This window comes from Micromonospora sp. NPDC003197 (assembly GCF_053590565.1).
In genome coordinates, this window is the sequence record NZ_JBSFTE010000009.1 from 1 (window position 1) to 20782 (window position 20782).

The following is a 20782-nucleotide window of genomic DNA, read 5'->3' on the forward strand; positions in this document are numbered from 1 at the left end:
ACCAATCAAATAGATCAGCCGGCCGGGGTTCAAACATAACTTGGCACTGGCTTATCAAGCACCCTGTTGAGTTCTCAAAGAACAAACACACACCAGAAAACCGACCCGAACCTTCAAGCCTGCCCTCTGGGGCTTCAGTTGTTTTCCGCTCCCGCCGTTTCCGCCGGGCGCTTTCAGTACTTTACCTTACCGCTTTCGTCTGTCAAATCCGGTCTCGACCGGATCCTTCTCGCTAGAGCGGTTTGGTCATTCCACAGATCAGCGCGGCGAATTTCGCCGTTGCTATTTCTCTGGAATTTGCAGGCCGTTCTCTCGGCGGTCCAACTTAACCGCTCGCTCGCCCGGTGCCCTGCCGACCTGCAACCATACATGGTCGGTCTCGCAACTCCAAATCGACCCGCACTCCGGATCGCTGGTGTCGCACCGCCCACCCAGCCCCACCGGCGGTTACCCGCTTAGGTCTGGAGGTCGTCCCTCAGGCCGGCCTTCTCGGCGTCTTCGCGCCGTTTCGTCCGTATCCCTGCGGGCAGAGAGAAAGTTACGCGGCGGACGGAATGATCGTCAAATCCGCCCGCCGCGTTCCGCGTCACACCAGCGATGTCCGACTATCCCACCAGCTCGACACCAGCGAAGGTGCGCTTTCCCCGCCGTAGGACAAGGAACCGACCATGCAGCAAGGCCTCTGGCGTCACCACCGCGTCGACGTCCGACACCCGCTCGTTGTTGACGTACGCACCGCCCTCGGTGATCGCCCGCCGGGCCTCGTTCTGGCTAGCCACCAGCCCGGACTCCTTGAGTAGCGTCGCCACCGGAGCCAGCTCGGTCAGCTGCACCAACCCAGCCTCGGACAACGCCGCTCGAAGAGTCTCCGGGGCCAGCTCGTCCAACGAGCCCCGCCCGAACAAGGCCTGACTCGCCGCCACCGCTTGCCGGGTCTCCTCCTCGCCGTGCACCAGCGTGGTCAGCTCCTCGGCCAACGCCCGCTGGGCGATCCGAGCCGCCGGTCGATCCGCCGTCGCCTTCTCCAACTCCTCGATCTCCTCACGGGACCGGAAGCTGAAGTAGCGCAGGTACCGGGCCACGTCGCGGTCGTCGGCGTTGATCCAGAACTGGTAGAAGGCGTACGGGCTGGTCATCTCCGGATCCAGCCACACCGCCCCACCCTCGGTCTTGCCGAACTTGGTGCCGTCGGCCTTGGTCACCAACGGGGTCACGAAGGCCTGGACCGGGCCGGCCCCACGCCGCCGGACGTAGTCCACCCCGGCGGTGATGTTGCCCCACTGGTCGGAACCGCCGAACTGCACCGTGCACCCGTGCCGGCGGTGCAGTTCGAAGAAGTCATTGGCCTGGAGCAGCTGGTAGCTGAACTCGGTGAAGCTGATGCCGGCGTCCAGTCGGGCCTTGACCACCTCGCGGGCGAGCATCCGGTTGACTGGGAAGTGCTTACCGACGTCGCGGAGGAATTCCACCACCGACATCTCGCCGGTCCAGTCCAGGTTGTTGACCATCGTGGCAGCATTCGCCCCGGTGTACGCCATGAACGGCGACAGCTGCTCGCGGATCCGATCCACCCAGCCGGCGACCACCTCGGGCGGGTTGAGCACTCGCTCGCCCGCCTCCTTGGGGTCACCGATCTGACCGGTCGCGCCTCCCACCAGCAGCAGCGGTCGGTGCCCGGCGCGCTGCAGTCGACGGGCGGTCAAGACCTGCACCAAATGGCCGACGTGCAGGCTCGGCGCGGTCGGGTCGAAGCCGACATAGAACGTCACGGCACCCCCGGCGAACTGCCTCTGCAGCTCATCGAGGTCGGTGGAGTCCTGGATCAGGCCCCGCCACCGGAGGTCGTCGATCAGTTGATCCCCGCCGTCAGGTCCGGCGGGAGTAAGGCTGCTATCGGTCACGCTGAGGATTCTCCCCCATCCGGCCGGTTCGGCCGCACCCGGTTTGGCAGGTCAGCCCGGTGCACCACCCGGCGTGACCGGCTAACCCCGGAGGCTGGCCAGCAATCTCCAGCACACCGCGTTTCGTTGCATGAGCGAGGAGCTCACGCAGTAAGTACTTACTGAGCAATTAGCAATGGGGGCATAGCGGAGGCTGATGCGCCTCAACGGGCAAGACACCACTGGAGATGCCGCCAAACCATGCCGGCGGCTGGCAGATCGCTAGGCGACGCTGGAGAGGCCGGTGCGGAACAACCGGAACGCCTGGTCGGCGTCGCGAACGGCCTGCGGATAGATTTCGTCGGCACTGCGTCCGTCAGCGAGCCAGTGCCAGTTGCGTCGGGCGAGAATGCGTTGCCCGGACACCACCTGGCCGGCCATCAGTCGTGCCACGAGGTCGGCCAGGCCCGCCTCGACGAGCGCCTCAGCCAGGGCCAACTCGTCCTGCTCGGCGTGTTGCCCGATTCTGGTCACCAGGCTGGGGGTGGCAAAGACCATCCGATGGAAGGCCAGCACCTCGGCATCGTCGTTCAGGCCGGTTACCGGATCCCGGCGGTCAAGCCCGTCACGAAAGTGCCGATGCAACGCGGCCAGCGGCGCCTCGTTGGGCTTGCGGCCCCGTACCACCCGGGCGGATTCTCCCCGGTGGTCGGCGATCCGATGCAGGACCAGGTCCTCCTTGGTGGCGAAGTACTTGAAGAGCGTGGGCTTGGACACCTCCGCGGCGGCCGCCACCTCCGCCACCGATACCCGGTCGAATCCCCGCGCCAGGAACAGCGAGATCGCCGCCGCCGAGATCGCCTGATGGGTGCGTTCCCGCTTGCGCTCACGAAGTCCGGCCGGTGTCTGCACGGCAGAAACCGTAGCACCTCGTAGACACGGTCAATAACTTTGCGCAGTGAATTTCTTAACCGGGTAAGGTTTTGCGGCCCGAGCCCGTCGCCCGTCGAAAGGCCCACCATGACTCCTCCCGACGCTCGCCACCGTGATCACACGCCTGATCAGGCCGGACTGGGCCCGGACCTCGACCGCGAACTCGCCGACGAACGCCGATATCTGTCCGCCGCGCGGGCGGCGCTGGAGCTGCTGCTGAACACCACCCGGATACGGGTTGCCACCGGGGCGGAGATCGCCGGCGACGGCTACACGGCCGAGACCCTCGGCCGGATGCTGCGCGGTCAGGCGAAGGCACTGGCCGAGGAGCCGGAGAGCCCGCTCTATTTCGGCCGACTCGACTTCGGCAGCACGCCAGCCGCCGGCGAGCACGACGGACAGCGCTACTACATCGGTCGACGACACCTGACCGATCCCGCCGGCACGCCACTGGTGCTCGACTGGCGGGCCCCCGTGTCCCGGTCGTTCTACCAGGCCAGCGCGACCGATCCGCAGGGCGTACGGACCCGCCGCCGATTCGGCTGGACCACCCGCAGGAACCTTCCGGCGGAGCTGACCGGATTCGAGGACGAGCACCTGGACCGACCGGCGGGGCACCTCCCCGAGGAGAGTGAACTCAGCGGGCTGGTGACAGCCGAAATCGAGCGCCCCCGGGTCGGTCCGATGCGGGACATCGTGGCGACCATCCAACCGGAGCAGGACCGGTTGGTGCGTACCGGGCTGGAGGAGTCACTGTGCGTGCAGGGCGCACCGGGCACCGGCAAGACGGCGGTGGGGCTGCATCGGGCGGCGTACCTGCTCTACACCTATCCGCGCCGGCTGAACCGTTCCGGACTGCTGGTCCTCGGCCCGAACACCGCCTTCATCGGCTACGTCTCGGGCGTACTGCCGGCACTCGGCGAGGTCGACATCCGGCAGGCCACCCTGGACGACCTGCTGGCCCGACACCCGGTCCGGTCGGTCGACAGCACTCCGGCTGCCGAGATCAAACACGACGTACGGATGGCAACCGTCCTGCACCGCGCGCTGTACGCCCACCTGACCGAACCGACCGAACCGCTGACCGTGCCGGACGGGTCGTACCGCTGGCGGGTCTCCACCGAGGCGCTACGCCGACTGACCGTCGAGGTACGCCGCGCAGGGCTCCCCTACAGCCTGGGGCGGGAACGGCTACGCGCCCGTACGGTGGCCCTGCTGCAACGGCACGCCGAGACCCGGGAAACCCCCAGTGCCGCCTGGGTACGCCGGATGAGCCGCTGCCGTCCGGTCACCGCGTTCCTCGACGCGGTGTGGCCCGCCGTACGCCCCGAGGAACTGGTCGCGTCGCTCCTCGGTGAGCCGGCGGTGCTCGCCCGGGCCGTCGACGGCGTGTTGACCGCTGACGAGCAGGCCACGATCCACTGGCGGCGGCCGGTCAAGGCGCGCAGCGCGGCGTGGACCAGTGCGGACCTGGTGCTGATCGACGAGGCCGCCGGACTGATCGAGCACCCGGAGCAGTTCGGGCACATCGTCGTCGACGAGGCGCAGGACCTCTCCCCGATGCAGTGCCGGGCGATCGCCCGACGGAGCGCACACGGCTCACTCACCGTGCTCGGGGACCTGGCCCAGGCAACCACCCCGTGGGCGGCCCGGACCTGGGCGGACCAACTCGTCCACCTTGGCAAGCCGAAGGCACCGGTGCTGCCGCTGACCACCGGTTTCCGGGTCCCCGCCGCCGTGGTCGAGTTGGCGAACCGGCTGCTCGCCGTACTCGACGTGGACGTGCCGGTGTCCCGCTCGCTCCGTACCGACGGACAGTTGCGCATCGAGCGGGTCGCCGACCTGCCGGCGGCCACGGTGGCGGCCGTACGCGCCGCGCTGGAGCAGCCGGGTTCGGTCGCTGTGATCGCCGCCGACCGGGACCTGCCCGCGCTGACCGAAGCGCTGCGTACGGCCGGTGTCGACACCACGACCGCCGACCAGGCGGACGGCTCCGCCCGGGTGACCGTGTTGCCGGCGACCCTGGCCAAGGGCCTGGAGTACGACCATGTCGTCGTCGTGGAGCCGGCCGCCATCGTGGCGGCCGAACCACGCGGGGCGTACCGGCTCTACGTGGTGTTGACCCGGGCCGTCTCCCGGCTCGACATCCTGCATACCCGCGGGCTGCCCGCCCCGCTCGAGAGCTGACCGGGCTAGGCACGGCCCCATCGGGGTGGCGTGCGTGAAGGAAAGTGACACCCCTTGCAGCGATCGAGGCACTTAACTGCATTGCTGCCACGATTCGGCATCGCCGCTGTGGCAGTCGCGGCCCTGGCCGCCGGGGCATTCGCCGCCCTGGTGCCCGGACCAGCCTCGGCAGCGTCCCTGGTCGAATGCGAAAGCGAGATGGGCTACTGGGACTGCTACCTCCCCAGCGGGCTCAGCAGTCAGCGCTGGTACTACGACGGCGTGCTGCTGCCCGACGCCAACGACCACTCCTCCACCGGCGGCACCTGCACCCCCGGTACGAGTCACGGCGTACGGGTGACCTTCTCCGGTGGCCGGTCGTCGACGAACTTCACCTGCCAGTGACGTACCCCCTCGCCTGGTCGTCCGCGCTGCCCCGGCGGTCGGCGCGGCCGGCCGGCGATGGGCGTGAGACCAGCCCCACCGCAGTCACCTCCGCTGCTGTCGCAGCTTCCGCCGATACTCCCCCGACCGCTTCACTGGAGGCTTGCCGAGCACGTCAAGACACTCCATATGCCCGATTTATATAGAGATGCGAACTCTATGCATCATACTTTCGGCTAGACTTTGGCCGGACGATCAGGTTATGGTTTGGCTCTGAACGGCTTAGTAAGCGATGCGTACGCATTCCTTTTCCGTGGACGGGGTGCAGGGAGGACCAACATGACCACACCGACGAAGACTGATCGGGCCACCGACACCCAGACCAGCAATGCGAACGTCGACCTCGACCCGAACGCGCTTACCGACAGCGCCAGCGACCTGCTACACGCCATGGCCGCGCTTCCCGCGAAGCACCCGTCCCGCGCCGCGCTGCGGGACCGGGCGATCCAGGCCTGGCTGCCGCTGGCCCAGCATCTGGCCAACCGCTACAGCGGACGCGGAGAGCCCACCGACGATCTGGTCCAGACCGCCGCGATCGGTCTCATCAAGGCCATCGACAAGTTCGACCCCAGTCGGGGCGTCGACTTCGCCGGCTACGCGATCCCCACGATCATCGGTGAACTCAAGCGCCACTTCCGGGACCGTACCTGGGACATCCGGGTACCGCGCCGGCTACAGGAGCTGCGGCTGAGCATCTCCGAGGCCAACAGTTCCCTGCTCCAGACGCTCGGGCGCTCGCCGACGGTCGCCGACATCGCCGCCCACCTCAACCTCACCGAGGAGGAGGTGCTGGAAGGGCTGGAAGGCGCCCGTGCCTACAACGCGGTCTCCCTCTCCACCCCCACCGGCGATGGAGAGCGCGCGACCGAACTTGGCGACATGCTGGGCGGCGAGGACGGCGAGTTCGAACTGGCCGAGCTGCGGGTGGCGCTCGGGCCGGCGCTGGCCACCCTGGACGAGCGTGAGCAGCGCATCCTCACCCTGCGCTTCTACGGCAACCTGACCCAGTCGCAGATCGCCGAGCAGATCGGCGTGTCCCAGATGCACGTCTCCCGACTGCTCGCCCGCGCCCTGACCAAGCTGCGGGGGCAGCTCAGCGAGGCGTTCTGATCCACCCATATGGTGACCTGAAGACCGGTCACTGAACCACCACCGAAGTCTTGACCGGGTGGCCGGCCCTGGGGGGAGCCGCGCCACCCGGTCCTTTCGTGTCCTGGTGCCGCCCGGTGCGACACTGGCCGGATGCTCGCCGACGCCTCGACCGACCTGCCTGTCCGTCAGGTTCTGCCGGCGGTGACCTCGATGCTGCAAGACAGCGGAGCCGCCGTACTGGTCGCCCCACCCGGCACGGGCAAGACGACGCTGGTGCCGCCGGCCCTCGCCGAACAGTTCCCCGGGCGCATCGTGGTCGCCCAGCCCCGGCGGGTCGCCGCCCGCGCCGCCGCCCGCCGGATGGCCGCGCTCCTCGGCGAACCGGTCGGCACCACCGTCGGGTACGCGGTACGTGGGGATCGGCGCACCGGACCGGACACCCGGATCGAGGTGGTCACCACCGGTCTGCTCGTCCAGCGGCTGCAACACGACCCCGAACTGAGGGGCACCGACGTAATCCTGCTCGACGAGTGCCACGAGCGGCAGCTCGACTCCGACCTGGCGCTCGCCTTCACCGCCGAGGTACGCGCCACACTCCGGCCGGACCTGCGCCTACTCGCGGCCTCCGCCACCGTCGAATCGGACCGGCTGGCCGTGATCCTCGGCACCCCACAGCAGCCGGCACCCGTCATCCGAGTCGAGTCAGTCGGGCATCCGGTCACCACCATCTGGGCATCACCACCGGGTCCGGTCGACCCGCCGTACGGACTTCGGGTCGATCCCCGGCTGCTCGACCACGTGGCCGCGACCGTACGCCGGGCGGTGCGCGAGGCCGACGGCGATCTGCTCGTCTTCCTACCCGGCGGCGGTGAGATCGACTCGGTGTACCGACGCCTGGCCGACCTGCGTGACCGCATCGACCTGCTGCCCTTGCACGGACGCCAGTCGAGTCGGGACCAGGACGCCGCACTGCGCCCCGGAACCCGCCGCCGGGTGGTGCTCGCCACTGCGGTGGCGGAGAGCAGCCTGACCGTTCCCGGGGTACGGGTGGTGGTCGACGCCGGACTGAGCCGGACCGCCCGTACCGATTTGGGTCGTGGTCTCGGTGCCTTGATCACGGTGCCGGTCTCCCAGGCGTCGGCCACCCAGCGCGCCGGCCGGGCCGGCCGGGAGGGACCGGGGGTGGTCTACCGGTGCTGGTCCGCCGCCGGGCACGACCGGCTGGCACCGTATCCGGAGCCGGAGATCGCCGTCGCCGACCTGACCTCGTTCGCGCTGCAACTCGCCTGCTGGGGCCATCCCGAGGCCACCGGACTGGCGCTACCGGACCCACCACCAGCAGCAGCCATGCGGGTAGCCCACACGACCCTCCTGGCGCTCGGCGCGGTCGACCAAGACGGTCGGGTAACACCACGCGGCCGGGCCATCGCCGCAATCGGGGCGCACCCGCGGCTGGCCCGGGCACTGCTGGATGGTGCCGAGCGGGTCGGCACGCAGCGCGCCGCCGAGGTTGTCGCCCTGCTCTCCGACGAGGTGGGTGCTGGCGGCGGTGACGATCTGGTGGCGAACTGGCGCCGGCTACGCACCGGTGTCGATGCCGCCGCAACCGCACGGTGGCGGGCCGAGGTCCGTCGCCTCCGGAATGCCGCCGAGTCCGCCGAGTCGACAACGCGGGCCGACGGGTCACTCCGACAGGTCGACCCCGCCGACGCGGCGCTACCCGACGACCTCGCCGCTGGGCTACTGGTCGGCCTCGCCTATCCGGAACGGCTCGCCCTGGTCCGTCAGCCGGGAGGTACGTCATATCTGATGGCCGGCGGAACGGCGGCGGACCTGCGGCCCGGCTCGGCGCTGATCGGGGCAAAGTGGCTCGCGATCGCCGTGGCCGATCGGGCACCCGGTCGCAGTGGTGCCCAGATCCGGCTGGCCACGGTCGTTGACGAAGGCACCGTCCGGGAGGCGGGCGCGGCCCTGCTCCATGCCGAGCAGGAGGTCGCCTGGTCCGGCGACGATGTGGTGGCCCGGGACGTGGAACGGCTCGGGGCGCTGATCCTGGCCGAGCGGCCACCCGCACGGCCGAACCGGGAGCGGATCGTCGACGCGCTGCTCGACGGGCTGAACCGGATCGGTCTCTCCCTGCTGCCCTGGTCGACGTCGGCGAATTCGCTGCGCGCCCGGCTGGCCTTCTGCCGACAGGCGTACGGCGATCCATGGCCGGAGGTGACCGACGAGGCGCTGCTCGCCGCTGCCCGGCAGTGGCTGGCCCCGGAGCTGGCCACTGCCCGGCGTCGCGCCGACCTGGGCCGGGTCGACGTGGTCGCGGCGCTGCGCCGGCTGTTGCCCTGGCCGCAGGCCGCCCGGCTCGATGAACTCGCACCCGAGCGAATCGGCGTACCGAGCGGTTCTCAGCTACGGGTGGACTACAGCGATCCCGGGGCACCGGTCCTGGCGGTGAAGCTCCAGGAGACCTTCGGCTGGCGTGCCGCGCCCCGGCTCGCCGAGGGCCGGGTTCCGGTCCGGCTGCATCTGCTGTCGCCGGCCGGGCGGCCGGTGGCGGTCACCAGCGACCTCGAATCGTTCTGGCGTACCGGCTATGCCCAGGTCCGGGCGGAGCTACGGGGCCGGTATCCGCGCCACCCGTGGCCGGAGGATCCGACTACCGCCGTACCGACCCGCCGGGTCCAGCCGCGCCGTCAGTGATCAGCTGGCCGGGCGTTCACCGGCTTCGGCGGTGACGTCCCCGACCACGACGGTGATGTTGTCCGGGCCGCCGGCCCGCAGGGCGAGATCCACCAGGCGTTCGGCGCACGCCTGCCGGTCCGGGTAGGAGATGAGGGCCTCGGCGAGGGTGTCCGCCCGCACCACGTTGGATAGGCCGTCGCTGCACAGCAACCACCGGTCCCCCGCAATGGGCACCATCGTCGAGTAGGTGGGAGCTACATCCTCACCCTGTAACGCCTGGGTAACCACCGCCCGACGTGGATGACTGCTCGCCTCCTCGAGGCTGATCAGCCCCTCGTCGACCAGCATCTGGACGAAGGTGTCGTCCCGGGTGATCTGCTTCAGTACACCGTCGCGCAGCAGGTAGGCCCGGGAGTCGCCGACGTGGGCCAGGGCCAAGCAACTTCCGGTACGGGCAAACAGCAGTGCGGTCAGGGTGGTGCCCATTCCCTGGCGCTCCGCGTCCTCTGCCACTGCTGCCCGAATCCGGGCACTGGCTGTCTGGACCGCCTCCTGCAACCGCGCCACCAGGGCGTCCTCAGGTGTCTCCACGTCCAAGGGGGAAATCGCCTCAATGGCGATCGTGCTGGCCAGGTCGCCAGCGGCCATGCCCCCCATCCCGTCGGCGACTGCGAGAAGCCATGGTCCGGCATGCACCGAGTCTTGGTTTCCGCTCCGAATCAGGCCACGGTGGCTCACCGCCGCGGAACGCAGCTTCAGGGTCATGGCACGCAGCCTGCCAAACGGAACGCGAGATGTCTCTAGTAGATCACCGTGGCGTGACATTGACCAAACAAAAGTAACGATAAGTCACTAGATGGTGGCACGTAGCGATATGCGTGTCACGAATATGCTGATCTACGGCCGCCTGGCACATCGCCGCCCCGCCGATCATGAACTGGACGGGAGGGCCCCTCGACCAGGCCCCTTCGCCGCATTTCGCCCCCTGGCCAGGCCATCGTTACGGATACTCAGCTTTACAGCGGGGCGACGAGAGAAGCGATCATGAATCGGGCTGGGAACATTGCGCTGGCGATGGGTGTCGGGTACCTACTCGGGCGACGACGCAAGCTGCGGACCGCGCTCGTCCTGGGAGTGGCGGCAGCTACCGGTCGACTCGGCAAAGGGCCGGCGGCACGTCTGCTCGACGGCCGATCCGATGGCGAAACGGCCGGAAAGACGGCGGGTGGGGGTGGCCCCCTGAACCGGCTCGGCAACGCGGGCAAGGCCGCCGCTCGTACCGCCATCGGGAAACCGGTCGACCTCCTCACCGAACGACTCAACGCCAGCGCCGAGGCACTGCGCGAAGGAGGAAGGTCGAGGCGGGAGGACGGGTCGAACCAGGGTGGCCCGCAGGCTGGTCGGACAGGGGGAACCGAATGAACCAGCGGTCGAACCCGTCGACCGGCGATTCGGTCACCGAGAAACTCCTCGACGGACTGCACAACCTGATCAGCGCGGCAGGTGAACGTACCGCGTCGATGCTCAGCGACCGGATCGGCGCAGTCACCAACCGACTGACCGACTACGCCGGCACGAGCGATGGTGCCGGCCACGCCGCAGCCGCAGCGGCCGGTCAAAAGCTGAAGGAAGGCGGCTCGCCGGTCAACGCGGCACTGAATGCTGGGCTGGCGGGTGGCCGGGAACAACTCCACCGGACGTTCGGCCACGACCACCGGGACCATCGGGAGAAGCGTCGGACCACCAGGGTCACCGACATCGTCGAGTCGATAGACGTGGGAGTACCGGTCCGGGTCGCCTACAACCAGTGGACGCAGTTCGAGGACTTCCCCAGCTTCATGAAGAAAGTCGAAGGTGTCGAGCAGGAGTCCGATGAGCGGCTCACCTGGAAGGCGCAGGTGTTCTGGTCCCACCGGAAATGGGAATCCACCATCCTCGAACAAGTGCCTGACGAGCGCATCGTCTGGCGGTCCCACGGGGACAAGGGGGCCGTCGACGGCACCGTGAGCTTTCACGAGGTCACACCGGACCTGACCCGCATCCTGGTCGTCCTTGAGTACCACCCGCACGGACTCATCGAACGCACCGGCAACCTGTGGCGGGCACAGGGCCGCCGGGTCCGCCTCGAACTCAAACGGTTCGTCCGACATGTCATGACAGAGACCCTGCTCCGACCCGACCAGGCGCAGGGCTGGCGTGGTGAAATCCGCAACGGCCAGGTCGTCCAAGACGATGCGGCTGCACGCCGCCAAGAGCAGGCCGAAGCCGAGTGCGCCGACGCTTCGGCAACGAACCAGCCGGCAGGCGACTCGTCCCGGTAGCCTGTTGATCATGGCCGACTGGGAGATTCGACAAGCTTCGGTGGCGGACGTCGAGGCGGTGGCCGAGTTACGGGCCGTGGTGCTGCGGGCGGATCTGGAACGGCTCGGGCGGTACGACGAGCAGTGGGTGCGGCAGCGTCTGCGGGACCGGTTCGTACCGGCGCACACCTGGGTGATCGAAGTGGGCAGCGCGTTCGCCGGCTGCGTGTCACTACGGCCGGCCGAGGACGCTCATTGGCTGGAGCACCTCTACTTGACCCCGCACCTGCAGGGCAGAGGCATCGGTACGGCCGTACTGCGCGGGCTGCTGGAGCAGTGCGACCGCGATGGCACCCTGGTCCGGCTGCAGGTGCTGCAGGGCAGCCCAGCCCGGCGGCTGTACGAGCGGCTCGGGTTCACCCCTGAGTCCGAGGACCCGGTGGACGTGTTCATGGTGCGCGAGCCTGCCTTGGCCCGGCTCAACAGTTGATTGACCAGCGGCTCAACAGTTGATCAGCCGAGGCCGGGAAATCCGCGGGATGCCCTGCCGTCACCAGCGCCGACGGGCCCTCCGGGGCAGCCCCTGGTAACGCCACCGCTCTCCGGCCTGGTCCCGCGCGGAGGCCGGCCTCTCCTGGCGTTGGGTCGCATCGTCCCGCCGCCGGCTCTCCAGGTCGACCGTGGCGCATGCCTCGATCGGCCGTCCGCCGCCGTCTTGCCCCTCCTGGCCACCTTGCTGCTGCGCTTGTTGACCTTCCTGCGCTTGTTCTTGCTGTTGACCGCCCTGGGGCTGGCCCTGGCCTTGCTGGGGCTGGCCCTGGCCTTGCTGGGGCTGGCCCTGGCCTTGCTGGGGCTGGCCCTGGCCTTGCTGGGGCTGGCCCTGGCCCTGCTGGCCCTGGCCACCTTGGCCTTGGCCACCTTGGCCTTGGCCCTGCTGGCCCGGGCCACCCTGCTGCCCCTGGCCCTGGCCACCTTGGCCTTGGCCACCCTGCTGCCCCTGGCCCTGCTGGCCCTGCTGGCCCTGGCCACCCTGCCCAGTGCTCTGGGTCAACGGCTTGACGATCTCCGGATGTGACTCGATTGTCGTCAGCACCCGGTTCAGGATTTCGGTGATGTGGTCCAGCCGTACCTTCAGCAGGGCCTGCGCCTGCACCCCGCGCACGTCCAAGCGGACCTGGCCGAGCGATGCGTCGACGCCAACGTTGAGCCGAACCAGGTTGAGCACCTCGGCATGGAGCGAAACCCGCAACCGGATGTCGCTCCCCTCCAAGTCGAGCGCGTCTACGTTGAGGACCGGTACGTCCAGCAGCACGTCCTCCCCTCCCGTCGACTGGTCGCCGGAGGTCTGCCGGGCGTGCTCACGCTGCGGTGCGGTGTCGGTTCCCACGGTTTTCAGGATTCCAGCTCAGCACCCCCGGTGTGGCCGGTTCCGGCGCTTCGTCTGGCCGAGCTGGTCCGGATATTCGACGGTCGGCTGCATCCGGTCCTTGCCACAATCGACCGATGACGAACTCGCTCGATGTCCGTCGGCGTTGTGGCACCATGCCCGTACACCGCCGGCTGCTCGACACCCTCCCCGAGTACGCGACCAGCCGCGCCGAAGTCGAGGACTTCACCTTCCGGGAGTGCCGCCGTCGGCCCGAAGGACGGATCGAGGTGGTACGCATCCCGGCGGTGGTACACGTGGTCTGGTCCGACCCGACGCAGAACATCTCCGACGAGCAGATACACAGCCAACTCGTCGTACTCAATGCGGACTTTCGACGGACCAATGCCGACGTGACCGCCGTACCCCTGGTGTGGCAGTCAGCGCCCGCGGACGCCCGCATCGAATTCGCGCTGGCCACCACCGACCCGGCGGGGAATCCCACCACCGGCATCACCCGAACCCAGACTGCGACCGCCGGTTTCGACACCGACGACGCGGTGAAATCCGGTACGACCGGCGGTGCCGACCCGTGGCCGGCCGGGACGTACCTGAACATCTGGGTCTGCCAGCTCAACGGCGGGATACTCGGCTACGCCCAGTTCCCCGGCGGACCGGAGGCGACCGACGGGGTGGTCGTCACGCATCCCTGCTTCGGTACGACCGGAACCGCCGCCACGCCCTTCGACGGCGGCCGGACCACCACCCACGAGGTAGGGCACTGGCTCAACCTGCGGCACATCTGGGGCGACGACGGCGAGGGCTGCAACGGCGACGACTTCGTCGCCGACACCCCCAACCAGGGCGGCCCCAACTACGGTAAACCCCGCTGGCCCACGATGAGCTGTGACAACGGCCCGGACGGCGACATGTTCATGAACTTCATGGACTATGTCGACGACGATGCGATGGTGATGTTCACCGGTGGCCAGGCTGCTCGGATGGCCGCCTGCCTGGCCGGTCCCCGGGCCAGCCTGGTGTCTGGCGTAACGGCGACGCCCCGATGACCCCGCCCGACGCGCTGTTCCGCCGCTGGGTGCACGTACGCGAAGAGGACACCGACGAGGTACGGGTCTACCGTCCGGCTGATCGACCGTTGCCGCCTGCTCGGGGTCGCGACGGTATCGAGTTTCACCCCAATGGCACCTTCGTGGACCACCGCCCCGGCCCCACCGACGCCACGGCCTGCTCACCTGGCCAATGGCAAACGGACGAAGCCGGCCACTGCCTCGAACTGACCTACCCGAACGGCAGCAGCGGAGGCCGGTTCGCCATCGTCACCGTGGATGACGACGTACTGTGCTTGCGCCCCGGGGGTTGAGTGGTTAGGAAGGGCCCCTTGTTATCGCTTTCTGCCTTGGAAGGGGCCCTTCCTAACACCTCACACAAGGTGCAAGCATGGCGGCGTGGTTAACGATCATGATTCGCTACGGATCCGGCCCGGGGGCGCTGACGACGTCTCTGTGGTGTTGAAGTTGCTCGATGGTGCCACCCGGTGGCTGGTCGCTCAGGGACGTACCGGGCAGTGGGGCACCAAGCCCCACTCCACCAACCCCCTCCGGATCAGCCAGGTCGAGGGATGGGCGGCCAGCGGAGGTCTACACCTCGCCGTACTGGGAGATCGGGCGGTCGGGGCGCTGGCTGTCGGCCCGGCCATGCCGTACGTCCCACCGCCGGTCGAGCCTGAGGTGTACGTCAATCTGTTGGTGACCGACCGAGCGCACAAGGGCCAGCGGATCGGTACTCGGCTGCTCGCCCATGCCGAACAAATCGCCCGCGACAACCGAGTCGGCCTCCTACGCGTCGACTGTTACGCCGGTGACGACGGCGCCCTGGTCCGCTACTACGAACGCCAGGGCTTCACCGCCACCGAGGGCTTCCTGGTGGATCTGCCGGATCGGCAGTGGCCGGGCCAACTCCTGGAGCGGCGATTGGGATGAGGTGTTAGGAAGGGGCCCTTCCTCTACAAAAAGTGATAACAAGGGGCCCTTCCTAACACCAAAGCGGTTAGCCGATCTCCTCGTGCACGTAGCACCACCGCCATGATTCGCCCGGCTGGGCGGAGCGCATGACCGGGTGGCCGGTGCGGTGGAAGTGCCCGGTGGCGTGCCGGTAGGACGACGAGTCACAGCAGCTCACCTGGCCGCAGGTCAGACACTCACGTAGATGCACCCAGTCCCGGGAGCCGATCTCCAGGCACTCCTGGCAGCCCTCGACGGTACGCGGCGGGGGCGAGTTCGCCTCGACGAGATGTCCGCAGCTCATCCGGCGCTCCCACGACGAAGTAGCGACTCCTCAAGGTCCAGGTCGCGGTAGGCCCGCACGAGCACCTCCTCGGGTATGCGCCCCTCGTCACGGGCGCTACGGAAGACCTGACGCTCCACGTCGATCATCTCCTGCCGGAGTCGGCCGTACGCCTCGGACGGGGTTTCCTGTTCGTCACCGCCGAGCCGCTCCCAGGCCGAGTTGTTGCGCTGGTCGATCAGCTCGCGGAGGCGTTCGACCACGGCTGGTGGGGCGCTGTCGGCAATGCTGTCCAGCCGTTCCCGGGCGGCCCGGCCGGCCTGCTGCTGCACCCCGGCGGCGGAGAGCGCGTCCTGCACCGGGTCGTCCGGCGGCAGCCTCAGTCGCCGGGCCAGCCAGGGCAGGGTGGCCCCCTGGAGCACCAGGCTCGCCACGATCACCGCGAACGCCAGCCAGACGAAGAGTTCCCGTGGGTAGGACCTGCCGCTGGCCAGGGTCATCGGTAGGGCGAGCGCGGCCGCGAGGGTAACCACGCCACGCATACCGGCCCAGGAGATCACGATCGGAAACCCGGATGGCGGCAGTGAGCCACGTCGCCGGGCGCGGGGCACCAGCCGACCAAGGTAGGTGGCCGGGAAGATCCAGAGGAAACGGGTGAGAAAGACGGTGGCCAGCACCGCGGCGGTAACTCCGACAAGGATCGGACCGGGGGTGTCCAGGCCGATGACGATCTCCCGCAGTTGCAGCCCGACGAGCAGGAAGACCAGGCCCTCCAGCAGGAACTTGGCCAGCCGCCAGAACGCGTTCATCTGCAACCGGGAGGCGGCGGACATCAGCACCGGCATCCGGTGGCCCAGCGCGAGCCCGGTCACCACGACGGCGACGATGCCGGAGGCGTGCAACGCCTCGGCCAGCAGCACCACCACGAACGGGGTGATCAGCGACAGGGCGTTGTCCAGAATCGGGTCCCGGGTGCGCCGATGCAGGAACCCGAAGACGGCGATCCCGACCACGCCGACGACGATGCCACCACCAGCCGACACCAGGATCTCCGTGCCCACGTCGCCGATGCCGACGGCGGAGCCGACCGCCGCCGCGGTGGCCACCCGGAGCAGGACCAGCGCGGTGGCGTCGTTGATCAGGCTCTCCCCCTCCAGGAGGGTCACCACCCGCCGGGGCAGGCCGATGCGCCGGGCCACCGCAGTGGCGGCCACCGCGTCCGGTGGAGCGACGACCGCGCCAAGGGCCAGACACACCGCCAGCGGTACGCCGGGCAGCAGCGCGTACACCACCAGCCCCACGACCATCGCCGTGAAGATCACCAAGCCCACGGCGAGCAGCAGGATGGGCCGCAGGTTGTAGCGGAACGCCGGCACCGAGGTCTCCAGTGCGGCGACGTACAGCAACGGCGGCAGGATCCCGGTCAACACCAGTTCCGGGTCAAGTCTCACCTGTGGAAAGCCGGGTACGAACGAGAGCACCAGGCCGATGACCACCAGCAGGATCGGCGAGAGCACACCGAGCCGACGGGCCAGGGCAGCACCCAGCATCGCGATGGCCAGGAAGAGGACGACCTCGAACAGTGCATCCACGTCGTGAGCCTAAGCGTCCGTTGGGGTCGGATCTGGCCAGTCAAGCCGCAGCTCAGGCCGCACGGTCAGCCGATTTTGCCGCACGGGCAGCACAGGTCAGGTGATCTTCAGCGCGGGCAGGACGTCGGCACCGAACGCGTCGAGGAACTCGCGTTGCCGCTGGCCGACGTGGTGCAGGTAGATCTCGTCGAAGCCCAGCTCGGCGTACTCGTGCAGCCAGGCGGTGTGCCGACCCAGGTCGGCGGAGACGTTGACCACCTCGGCCACCTGTTGCGCCGGTACGTCCGCAGAGACGATGTCGAAGTGGTCGGTCATCTCCAGGTCCCAGCAGACCGGCGGCGCGAAGACGTTGCTGCGCCACTGCTCGTACGCCAATCGGGCCGCCGCGGCCTCGTCGGGTGCCCAACTCAGGTGCACCTGGAGGAAGATCCGCCCCTGCCCGCCGGCGTCCCGATAGGCGTCGACCAACCGCCGGAGCCGATCCACCGGGGCGTTGACGGTGATCAACCCGTCGGCCCATTCGGCGCACCAGCGGGCGGTTGCCTCGCTGACCGCCGCGCCGACCAGGGCGGGCGGCTGCTCCGGGCGGGTCCACAACCGGGCCCGGTCGACCGTGACCAGTCCGTCGTGGCTGACCTCCTCGCCGTCCAGCAACGCCCGGATCACCGCCACGCACTCGCGCAGCCGGGCGGTGCGTACGTCCTTGCGGGGCCAGCCGGTCCCGGTGATGTGCTCGTTGCTGGCCTCGCCGGTGCCCAACGCCGCCCAGAACCGTCCCGGGTACATCGCCGCCAGCGTGCCGATGGCCTGGGCCACGATGGCCGGGTGGTACCGCTGCCCCGGGGCGTTGACCACCCCGAACGGCAGCGAGGTGGCCTGGAGCGCGGCCCCCAGCCAGGACCAGGCAAAGCCGGACTGTCCTTGGCGGGCGCTCCACGGCGAGAAATGGTCGGAGGACATGGCAGCGGCGAACCCGACCTGCTCGGCATGCTGCACGGCGGTCAGCAGCTCGGCGGGGTGGATCTGTTCGTGGGAGGCGTGGAAGCCGTACGTCGTCATGCCGGAGGTCCCTACCCGGCGCAGCCGTCCATTACGCCGGCCCGACCGCAATCGACCATCACCGGCCGCGCGCTCCGACTGTTGCCTACTCGCTGTTCCCTATTCGCTGTGCGCGCCTGCGCTGGCCGAGGCCGTACCCGAGCCCACCCAGACCGTCTTGATGTTGCAGAACTCCCGGATACCCCACGCCGACAGCTCCCGACCGTGCCCGGAGTTCTTCACCCCGCCGAACGGCAGCTCGGGAAAGGAGGTGGTCATCCCGTTGATGAAGACGCTGCCCGCGTCGAGGTCGGTGGCGAACCGCTCCTGTTCCTCGGGGTCCTGGGTCCAGGCGTTCGAGCCCAGACCGAAGCTGGTGCCGTTGGCCACCTCGATCGCCTCCTCGTACGACGAGACCCGGTAGAGGCCGGCGACCGGACCGAACACCTCCTCCGACCACATCCGCATCTGCGGGGTGAGTTCGGTGACCACTGTCGGGGGATACCACCAGCCGGCCTCGTCAGGCCGCTGCCCGCCGCAGAGCACCCGCGCCCCCTGGGCCACCGCGTCGGCCACCAACTCCTCGACGTCGGCCCGCCCCTGCTCCGTGGCGAGCGGCCCGACGTCGGTGTCGGCGGCCATCGGGTCGCCCACGCGTAACCCCGACATCCGGGCCACAAACGCCTCGGCGAACGCGTCGTAGACGTCGGTGTGCACGATGAACCGCTTCGCCGCGATACAGGACTGACCGTTGTTCTGGCAGCGGGCAGTGGTCGCCGTCTGCGCGGCCCGGTCCAGGTCCGCCGAGGGCATCACCACGAACGGGTCACTGCCGCCCAGTTCCAGTACGACCTTCTTCAGCTCCTGTCCGGCGGTACGCCCCACCGCCCGGCCGGCCCCCTCGCTGCCAGTCAGCGTGGCGGCGCGTACCCGGGGGTCGGTCAGGATCCGCTCGACGCTCTTCGAGCCGATCAGCAGTGTCTGGAACGAGCCGTCCGGGAAGCCCGCCCGGCGGAACAGTTCGTCGAGGTAGAGCGCGGTCTGTGGCACGTTCGACGCGTGTTTGAGCAGGCCGACGTTGCCGGCCATCAGGGCCGGGGCGGCGAACCGCAGCACCTGCCAGAGTGGGAAGTTCCACGGCATCACCGCCAGCACCGGCCCGAGCGGCTGGTAGCGGACGTACGCCTTCGTGGCGCCGACCGTCGCCGCGTCGGCCGGTTCGTCGGCCAGGAAGCGTTCGGCGTTGGCCGCGTAGAACCGGCAGGCGGCGGCGCACTTGGCCGCCTCCGCCTGCGCCGAGGCGTACGTCTTGCCCATCTCGGTGGTCATCAGCCGGCCAATGTCGTCGCGCTCGGCGTCGAGCAGGTCGGCGGCCCGGGTCAGCCAGCCGGCCCGCTGCGTGAAGGTGCTCCGGCGTAGCGCGGCGAAGCCCGCCACCGAGCGGGCGATGGCGGCGTCGACCTGGTCGTCCGGCAGCGGGTCGAACGACTTGAGTAGTTGCCCGGTGGCCGGATTGATGGTGGCGATCGACATGTGCCGTACTCCTGTCACTCGAAGAGCGAGTGCCGCGTGCCTGGCGGCTCCTCCCGCCGGCGAGCCCGTCGGCGCAGCTGCACCACCACCAGGTCGACGATGGCCACCACGGCGAGCACGAACAGGATCACGCCCAGCACGAGGAAGTCGGCCCGCACCGCGAGCACCCCGAGCACCACGCTGATCACCAGACCGAACGACGCCAGCACCAGACGCAGATTCAATGCGCTGTACGGATGTCCTACTGTCCCTTTCGCCCCTCGGGGCTGCTGTTTCGCGGCCATCTGGCCGAACTACCCAGCCTGGCCTCCGACTAACCTGAGCTGCTGGCCTGGTCGAAATGAGCACGGCTACTCATCCCCGGCCACCCCTCCCCTCGGAAAGCTAACGGCATGATCCATCTGTCCCCGCCCCGCCCCGTCGAGTCGTCGGTGGGTATCACCTCAGTCGGGGTGAGCCTGCCCGAACAGGTCGTCGACAGTGCCGAACTCCAAGCCCGGGTGGCGCGGGCGAGCGGCTTCGAACTGCCCGCCAACCTGTTCACCCGGATGACCGGGATCGACCACCGGCGGATGGCCGGCGACGACGAGTACGCCTCAACTCTGGCTGTTCGCGCCGCCCGGCAGGCCCTGGCCGCCGCCAACCTGACCCCGACCGACGTCGACCTGCTGCTGTTCGCCTCCGCCAGTCGGGACATGGTCGAGCCGGCCACCGCGCACATCGTGCAGGCCGAACTGGGCGGCCGGGCCCACGCGCTGGACGTCACCAACGCCTGCAACAGCTTCCTCAACGGCATCGACGTCGCCCGGTCGTCGATCCTGGCTGGCCGGGCCCGCCGGGCCCTCGTGGTGACCGGGGAAACCCCGACCCGGGCGATGCGCTGGCAGCTGACCGACCCGACTCAGGCACGGTCCGCCTTCGCCGGCTACACCTTCGGCGACGCCGGTGCGGCCGTGGTGGTCGAGCCGGTCGCCACCGGCGGCATCCTGGACGTCGACACCGAGACCTGGTCGGAGCACTGGACGGTGGGCGGCATCCCGGGTGGTGGTTCCCGCCATCCGCGCGGCGACGAACACACCTACTTCCACGGTGACGGGCACACCCTGCGGGGCGTCTTCGAGCAGATCGGTGCGGACATCCTGGACCGGGTACGGCAACGCACCGGGTTGGACTGGGCCGACTACGCCAAGGTGCTGGTGCACCAGGTGACCCTGCCCTACCTGGAACGCTTCGTCGAGGTGACCGGCGTGCCGAAGGAGAAGCTGGAGGTCACCGTCACCGAACTGGGCAACATGGCCAGCGCCACGCTCGGCGTACAACTGGCCCGCATCGATCCGGGGTTACGCCCCGGCGACCGGGTGCTCTTCGTCGGGCTCGGCGGCGGGGTCAGCCTGATGACCATGGTCTGGGAGAAGTCGTGACCGAACTGTGGTTCGTCCTGTGTGGGGAGAC

The 20782-nt window shown here is 69.0% G+C and carries 21 protein-coding genes; 13 read left to right on the plus strand and 8 right to left on the minus strand.

The window, feature by feature from the left end; translation table 11 throughout:
* Positions 1-605: 605 nt before the first annotated feature.
* Together tyrS and ACWDV4_RS12055 are read right to left on the minus strand one after the other, a co-directional pair.
* Positions 606-1901 carry a tyrosine--tRNA ligase gene (gene tyrS / locus ACWDV4_RS12050; RefSeq protein ID WP_449977241.1) on the minus strand — a complete coding sequence of 432 codons (1296 nt, stop codon included), beginning with the start codon at positions 1899-1901 and terminating at the stop codon, positions 606-608.
* A gap of 261 nt (positions 1902-2162) precedes the next feature.
* A complete protein-coding gene (locus tag ACWDV4_RS12055; RefSeq protein ID WP_449977244.1) occupies positions 2163-2792 on the minus strand; it encodes a TetR/AcrR family transcriptional regulator in 630 nt (209 codons plus the stop codon).
* 108 nt (positions 2793-2900) lie between these two features.
* Between ACWDV4_RS12055 and ACWDV4_RS12060 the strand changes: the two genes are divergently transcribed.
* The 4 genes from ACWDV4_RS12060 to hrpB all read left to right on the plus strand — a co-directional run bounded on the left by ACWDV4_RS12060 (position 2901) and on the right by hrpB (position 9215).
* Positions 2901-5000 (plus strand): HelD family protein, encoded by a 2100-nt coding sequence (locus ACWDV4_RS12060; protein ID WP_449977247.1) that lies wholly within the window; start codon positions 2901-2903, stop codon positions 4998-5000.
* Between the two features lie 108 nt (positions 5001-5108).
* Positions 5109-5384 (plus strand): hypothetical protein, encoded by a 276-nt coding sequence (locus ACWDV4_RS12065; RefSeq protein ID WP_449977250.1) that lies wholly within the window; start codon positions 5109-5111, stop codon positions 5382-5384.
* A 318-nt stretch (positions 5385-5702) separates the two neighbouring features.
* Positions 5703-6533: a SigB/SigF/SigG family RNA polymerase sigma factor gene (locus tag ACWDV4_RS12070; RefSeq protein ID WP_449977251.1), complete on the plus strand. Its 831-nt coding sequence runs from the start codon at positions 5703-5705 to the stop codon at positions 6531-6533.
* Between the two features lie 132 nt (positions 6534-6665).
* Positions 6666-9215 (plus strand): ATP-dependent helicase HrpB, encoded by a 2550-nt coding sequence (hrpB, locus tag ACWDV4_RS12075; protein WP_449977254.1) that lies wholly within the window; start codon positions 6666-6668, stop codon positions 9213-9215.
* Here hrpB and ACWDV4_RS12080 read toward each other — a convergent pair whose 3' ends face one another.
* Positions 9216-9962 (minus strand): PP2C family protein-serine/threonine phosphatase, encoded by a 747-nt coding sequence (locus tag ACWDV4_RS12080; protein ID WP_449977257.1) that lies wholly within the window; start codon positions 9960-9962, stop codon positions 9216-9218.
* A 279-nt stretch (positions 9963-10241) separates the two neighbouring features.
* Here ACWDV4_RS12080 and ACWDV4_RS12085 point away from each other — a divergent pair, with 279 nt between their 5' ends.
* From ACWDV4_RS12085 to ACWDV4_RS12120, 8 genes are all read left to right on the plus strand, one after another.
* Positions 10242-10619 (plus strand): hypothetical protein, encoded by a 378-nt coding sequence (locus ACWDV4_RS12085; RefSeq protein ID WP_449977260.1) that lies wholly within the window; start codon positions 10242-10244, stop codon positions 10617-10619.
* Positions 10616-11518, plus strand: a complete 903-nt coding sequence (locus ACWDV4_RS12090) for an SRPBCC family protein (RefSeq protein ID WP_449977262.1) — start codon at positions 10616-10618, stop codon at positions 11516-11518. Before ACWDV4_RS12085 ends, ACWDV4_RS12090 begins: the two co-directional genes overlap by 4 nt.
* Before the next feature lie 10 nt (positions 11519-11528).
* Entirely contained in the window at positions 11529-11987 is a 459-nt protein-coding gene (locus tag ACWDV4_RS12095) for a GNAT family N-acetyltransferase (RefSeq protein ID WP_449977264.1), read from the plus strand.
* 273 nt (positions 11988-12260) lie between these two features.
* Complete coding sequence (locus tag ACWDV4_RS12100; RefSeq protein WP_449977267.1) at positions 12261-12572, plus strand: hypothetical protein; 312 nt, start codon at positions 12261-12263, stop codon at positions 12570-12572.
* A gap of 39 nt (positions 12573-12611) precedes the next feature.
* Positions 12612-13004, plus strand: coding sequence for a hypothetical protein (locus tag ACWDV4_RS12105; RefSeq protein ID WP_449977269.1), 393 nt, complete (start codon positions 12612-12614; stop codon positions 13002-13004).
* Complete coding sequence (locus ACWDV4_RS12110) at positions 13001-13930, plus strand: zinc metalloprotease (protein WP_449977271.1); 930 nt, start codon at positions 13001-13003, stop codon at positions 13928-13930. Before ACWDV4_RS12105 ends, ACWDV4_RS12110 begins: the two co-directional genes overlap by 4 nt.
* A complete protein-coding gene (locus tag ACWDV4_RS12115) occupies positions 13927-14244 on the plus strand; it encodes a hypothetical protein (RefSeq protein ID WP_449977274.1) in 318 nt (105 codons plus the stop codon). Before ACWDV4_RS12110 ends, ACWDV4_RS12115 begins: the two co-directional genes overlap by 4 nt.
* An 85-nt stretch (positions 14245-14329) precedes the next feature.
* Entirely contained in the window at positions 14330-14863 is a 534-nt protein-coding gene (locus ACWDV4_RS12120; protein ID WP_449977276.1) for a GNAT family N-acetyltransferase, read from the plus strand.
* 67 nt (positions 14864-14930) lie between these two features.
* Here ACWDV4_RS12120 and ACWDV4_RS12125 read toward each other — a convergent pair whose 3' ends face one another.
* From ACWDV4_RS12125 to ACWDV4_RS12145, 5 genes are all read right to left on the minus strand, one after another.
* Positions 14931-15188 (minus strand): UBP-type zinc finger domain-containing protein, encoded by a 258-nt coding sequence (locus tag ACWDV4_RS12125; protein WP_449977278.1) that lies wholly within the window; start codon positions 15186-15188, stop codon positions 14931-14933.
* A complete protein-coding gene (locus ACWDV4_RS12130) occupies positions 15185-16759 on the minus strand; it encodes a Na+/H+ antiporter (protein ID WP_449977281.1) in 1575 nt (524 codons plus the stop codon). Before ACWDV4_RS12130 ends, ACWDV4_RS12125 begins: the two co-directional genes overlap by 4 nt.
* Positions 16760-16855: 96 nt before the next feature.
* A complete protein-coding gene (locus ACWDV4_RS12135; RefSeq protein WP_449977284.1) occupies positions 16856-17818 on the minus strand; it encodes a TIGR03885 family FMN-dependent LLM class oxidoreductase in 963 nt (320 codons plus the stop codon).
* A 99-nt stretch (positions 17819-17917) separates the two neighbouring features.
* Positions 17918-19330 (minus strand): NADP-dependent succinic semialdehyde dehydrogenase, encoded by a 1413-nt coding sequence (locus ACWDV4_RS12140; protein WP_449977287.1) that lies wholly within the window; start codon positions 19328-19330, stop codon positions 17918-17920.
* Positions 19331-19344: 14 nt separating this feature from the next.
* Positions 19345-19614, minus strand: coding sequence for a hypothetical protein (locus tag ACWDV4_RS12145; RefSeq protein WP_449977289.1), 270 nt, complete (start codon positions 19612-19614; stop codon positions 19345-19347).
* Positions 19615-19722: 108 nt separating this feature from the next.
* Here ACWDV4_RS12145 and ACWDV4_RS12150 point away from each other — a divergent pair, with 108 nt between their 5' ends.
* Positions 19723-20751, plus strand: a complete 1029-nt coding sequence (locus ACWDV4_RS12150; protein ID WP_449977291.1) for a 3-oxoacyl-ACP synthase III family protein — start codon at positions 19723-19725, stop codon at positions 20749-20751.
* Positions 20752-20782: the final 31 nt, after the last annotated feature.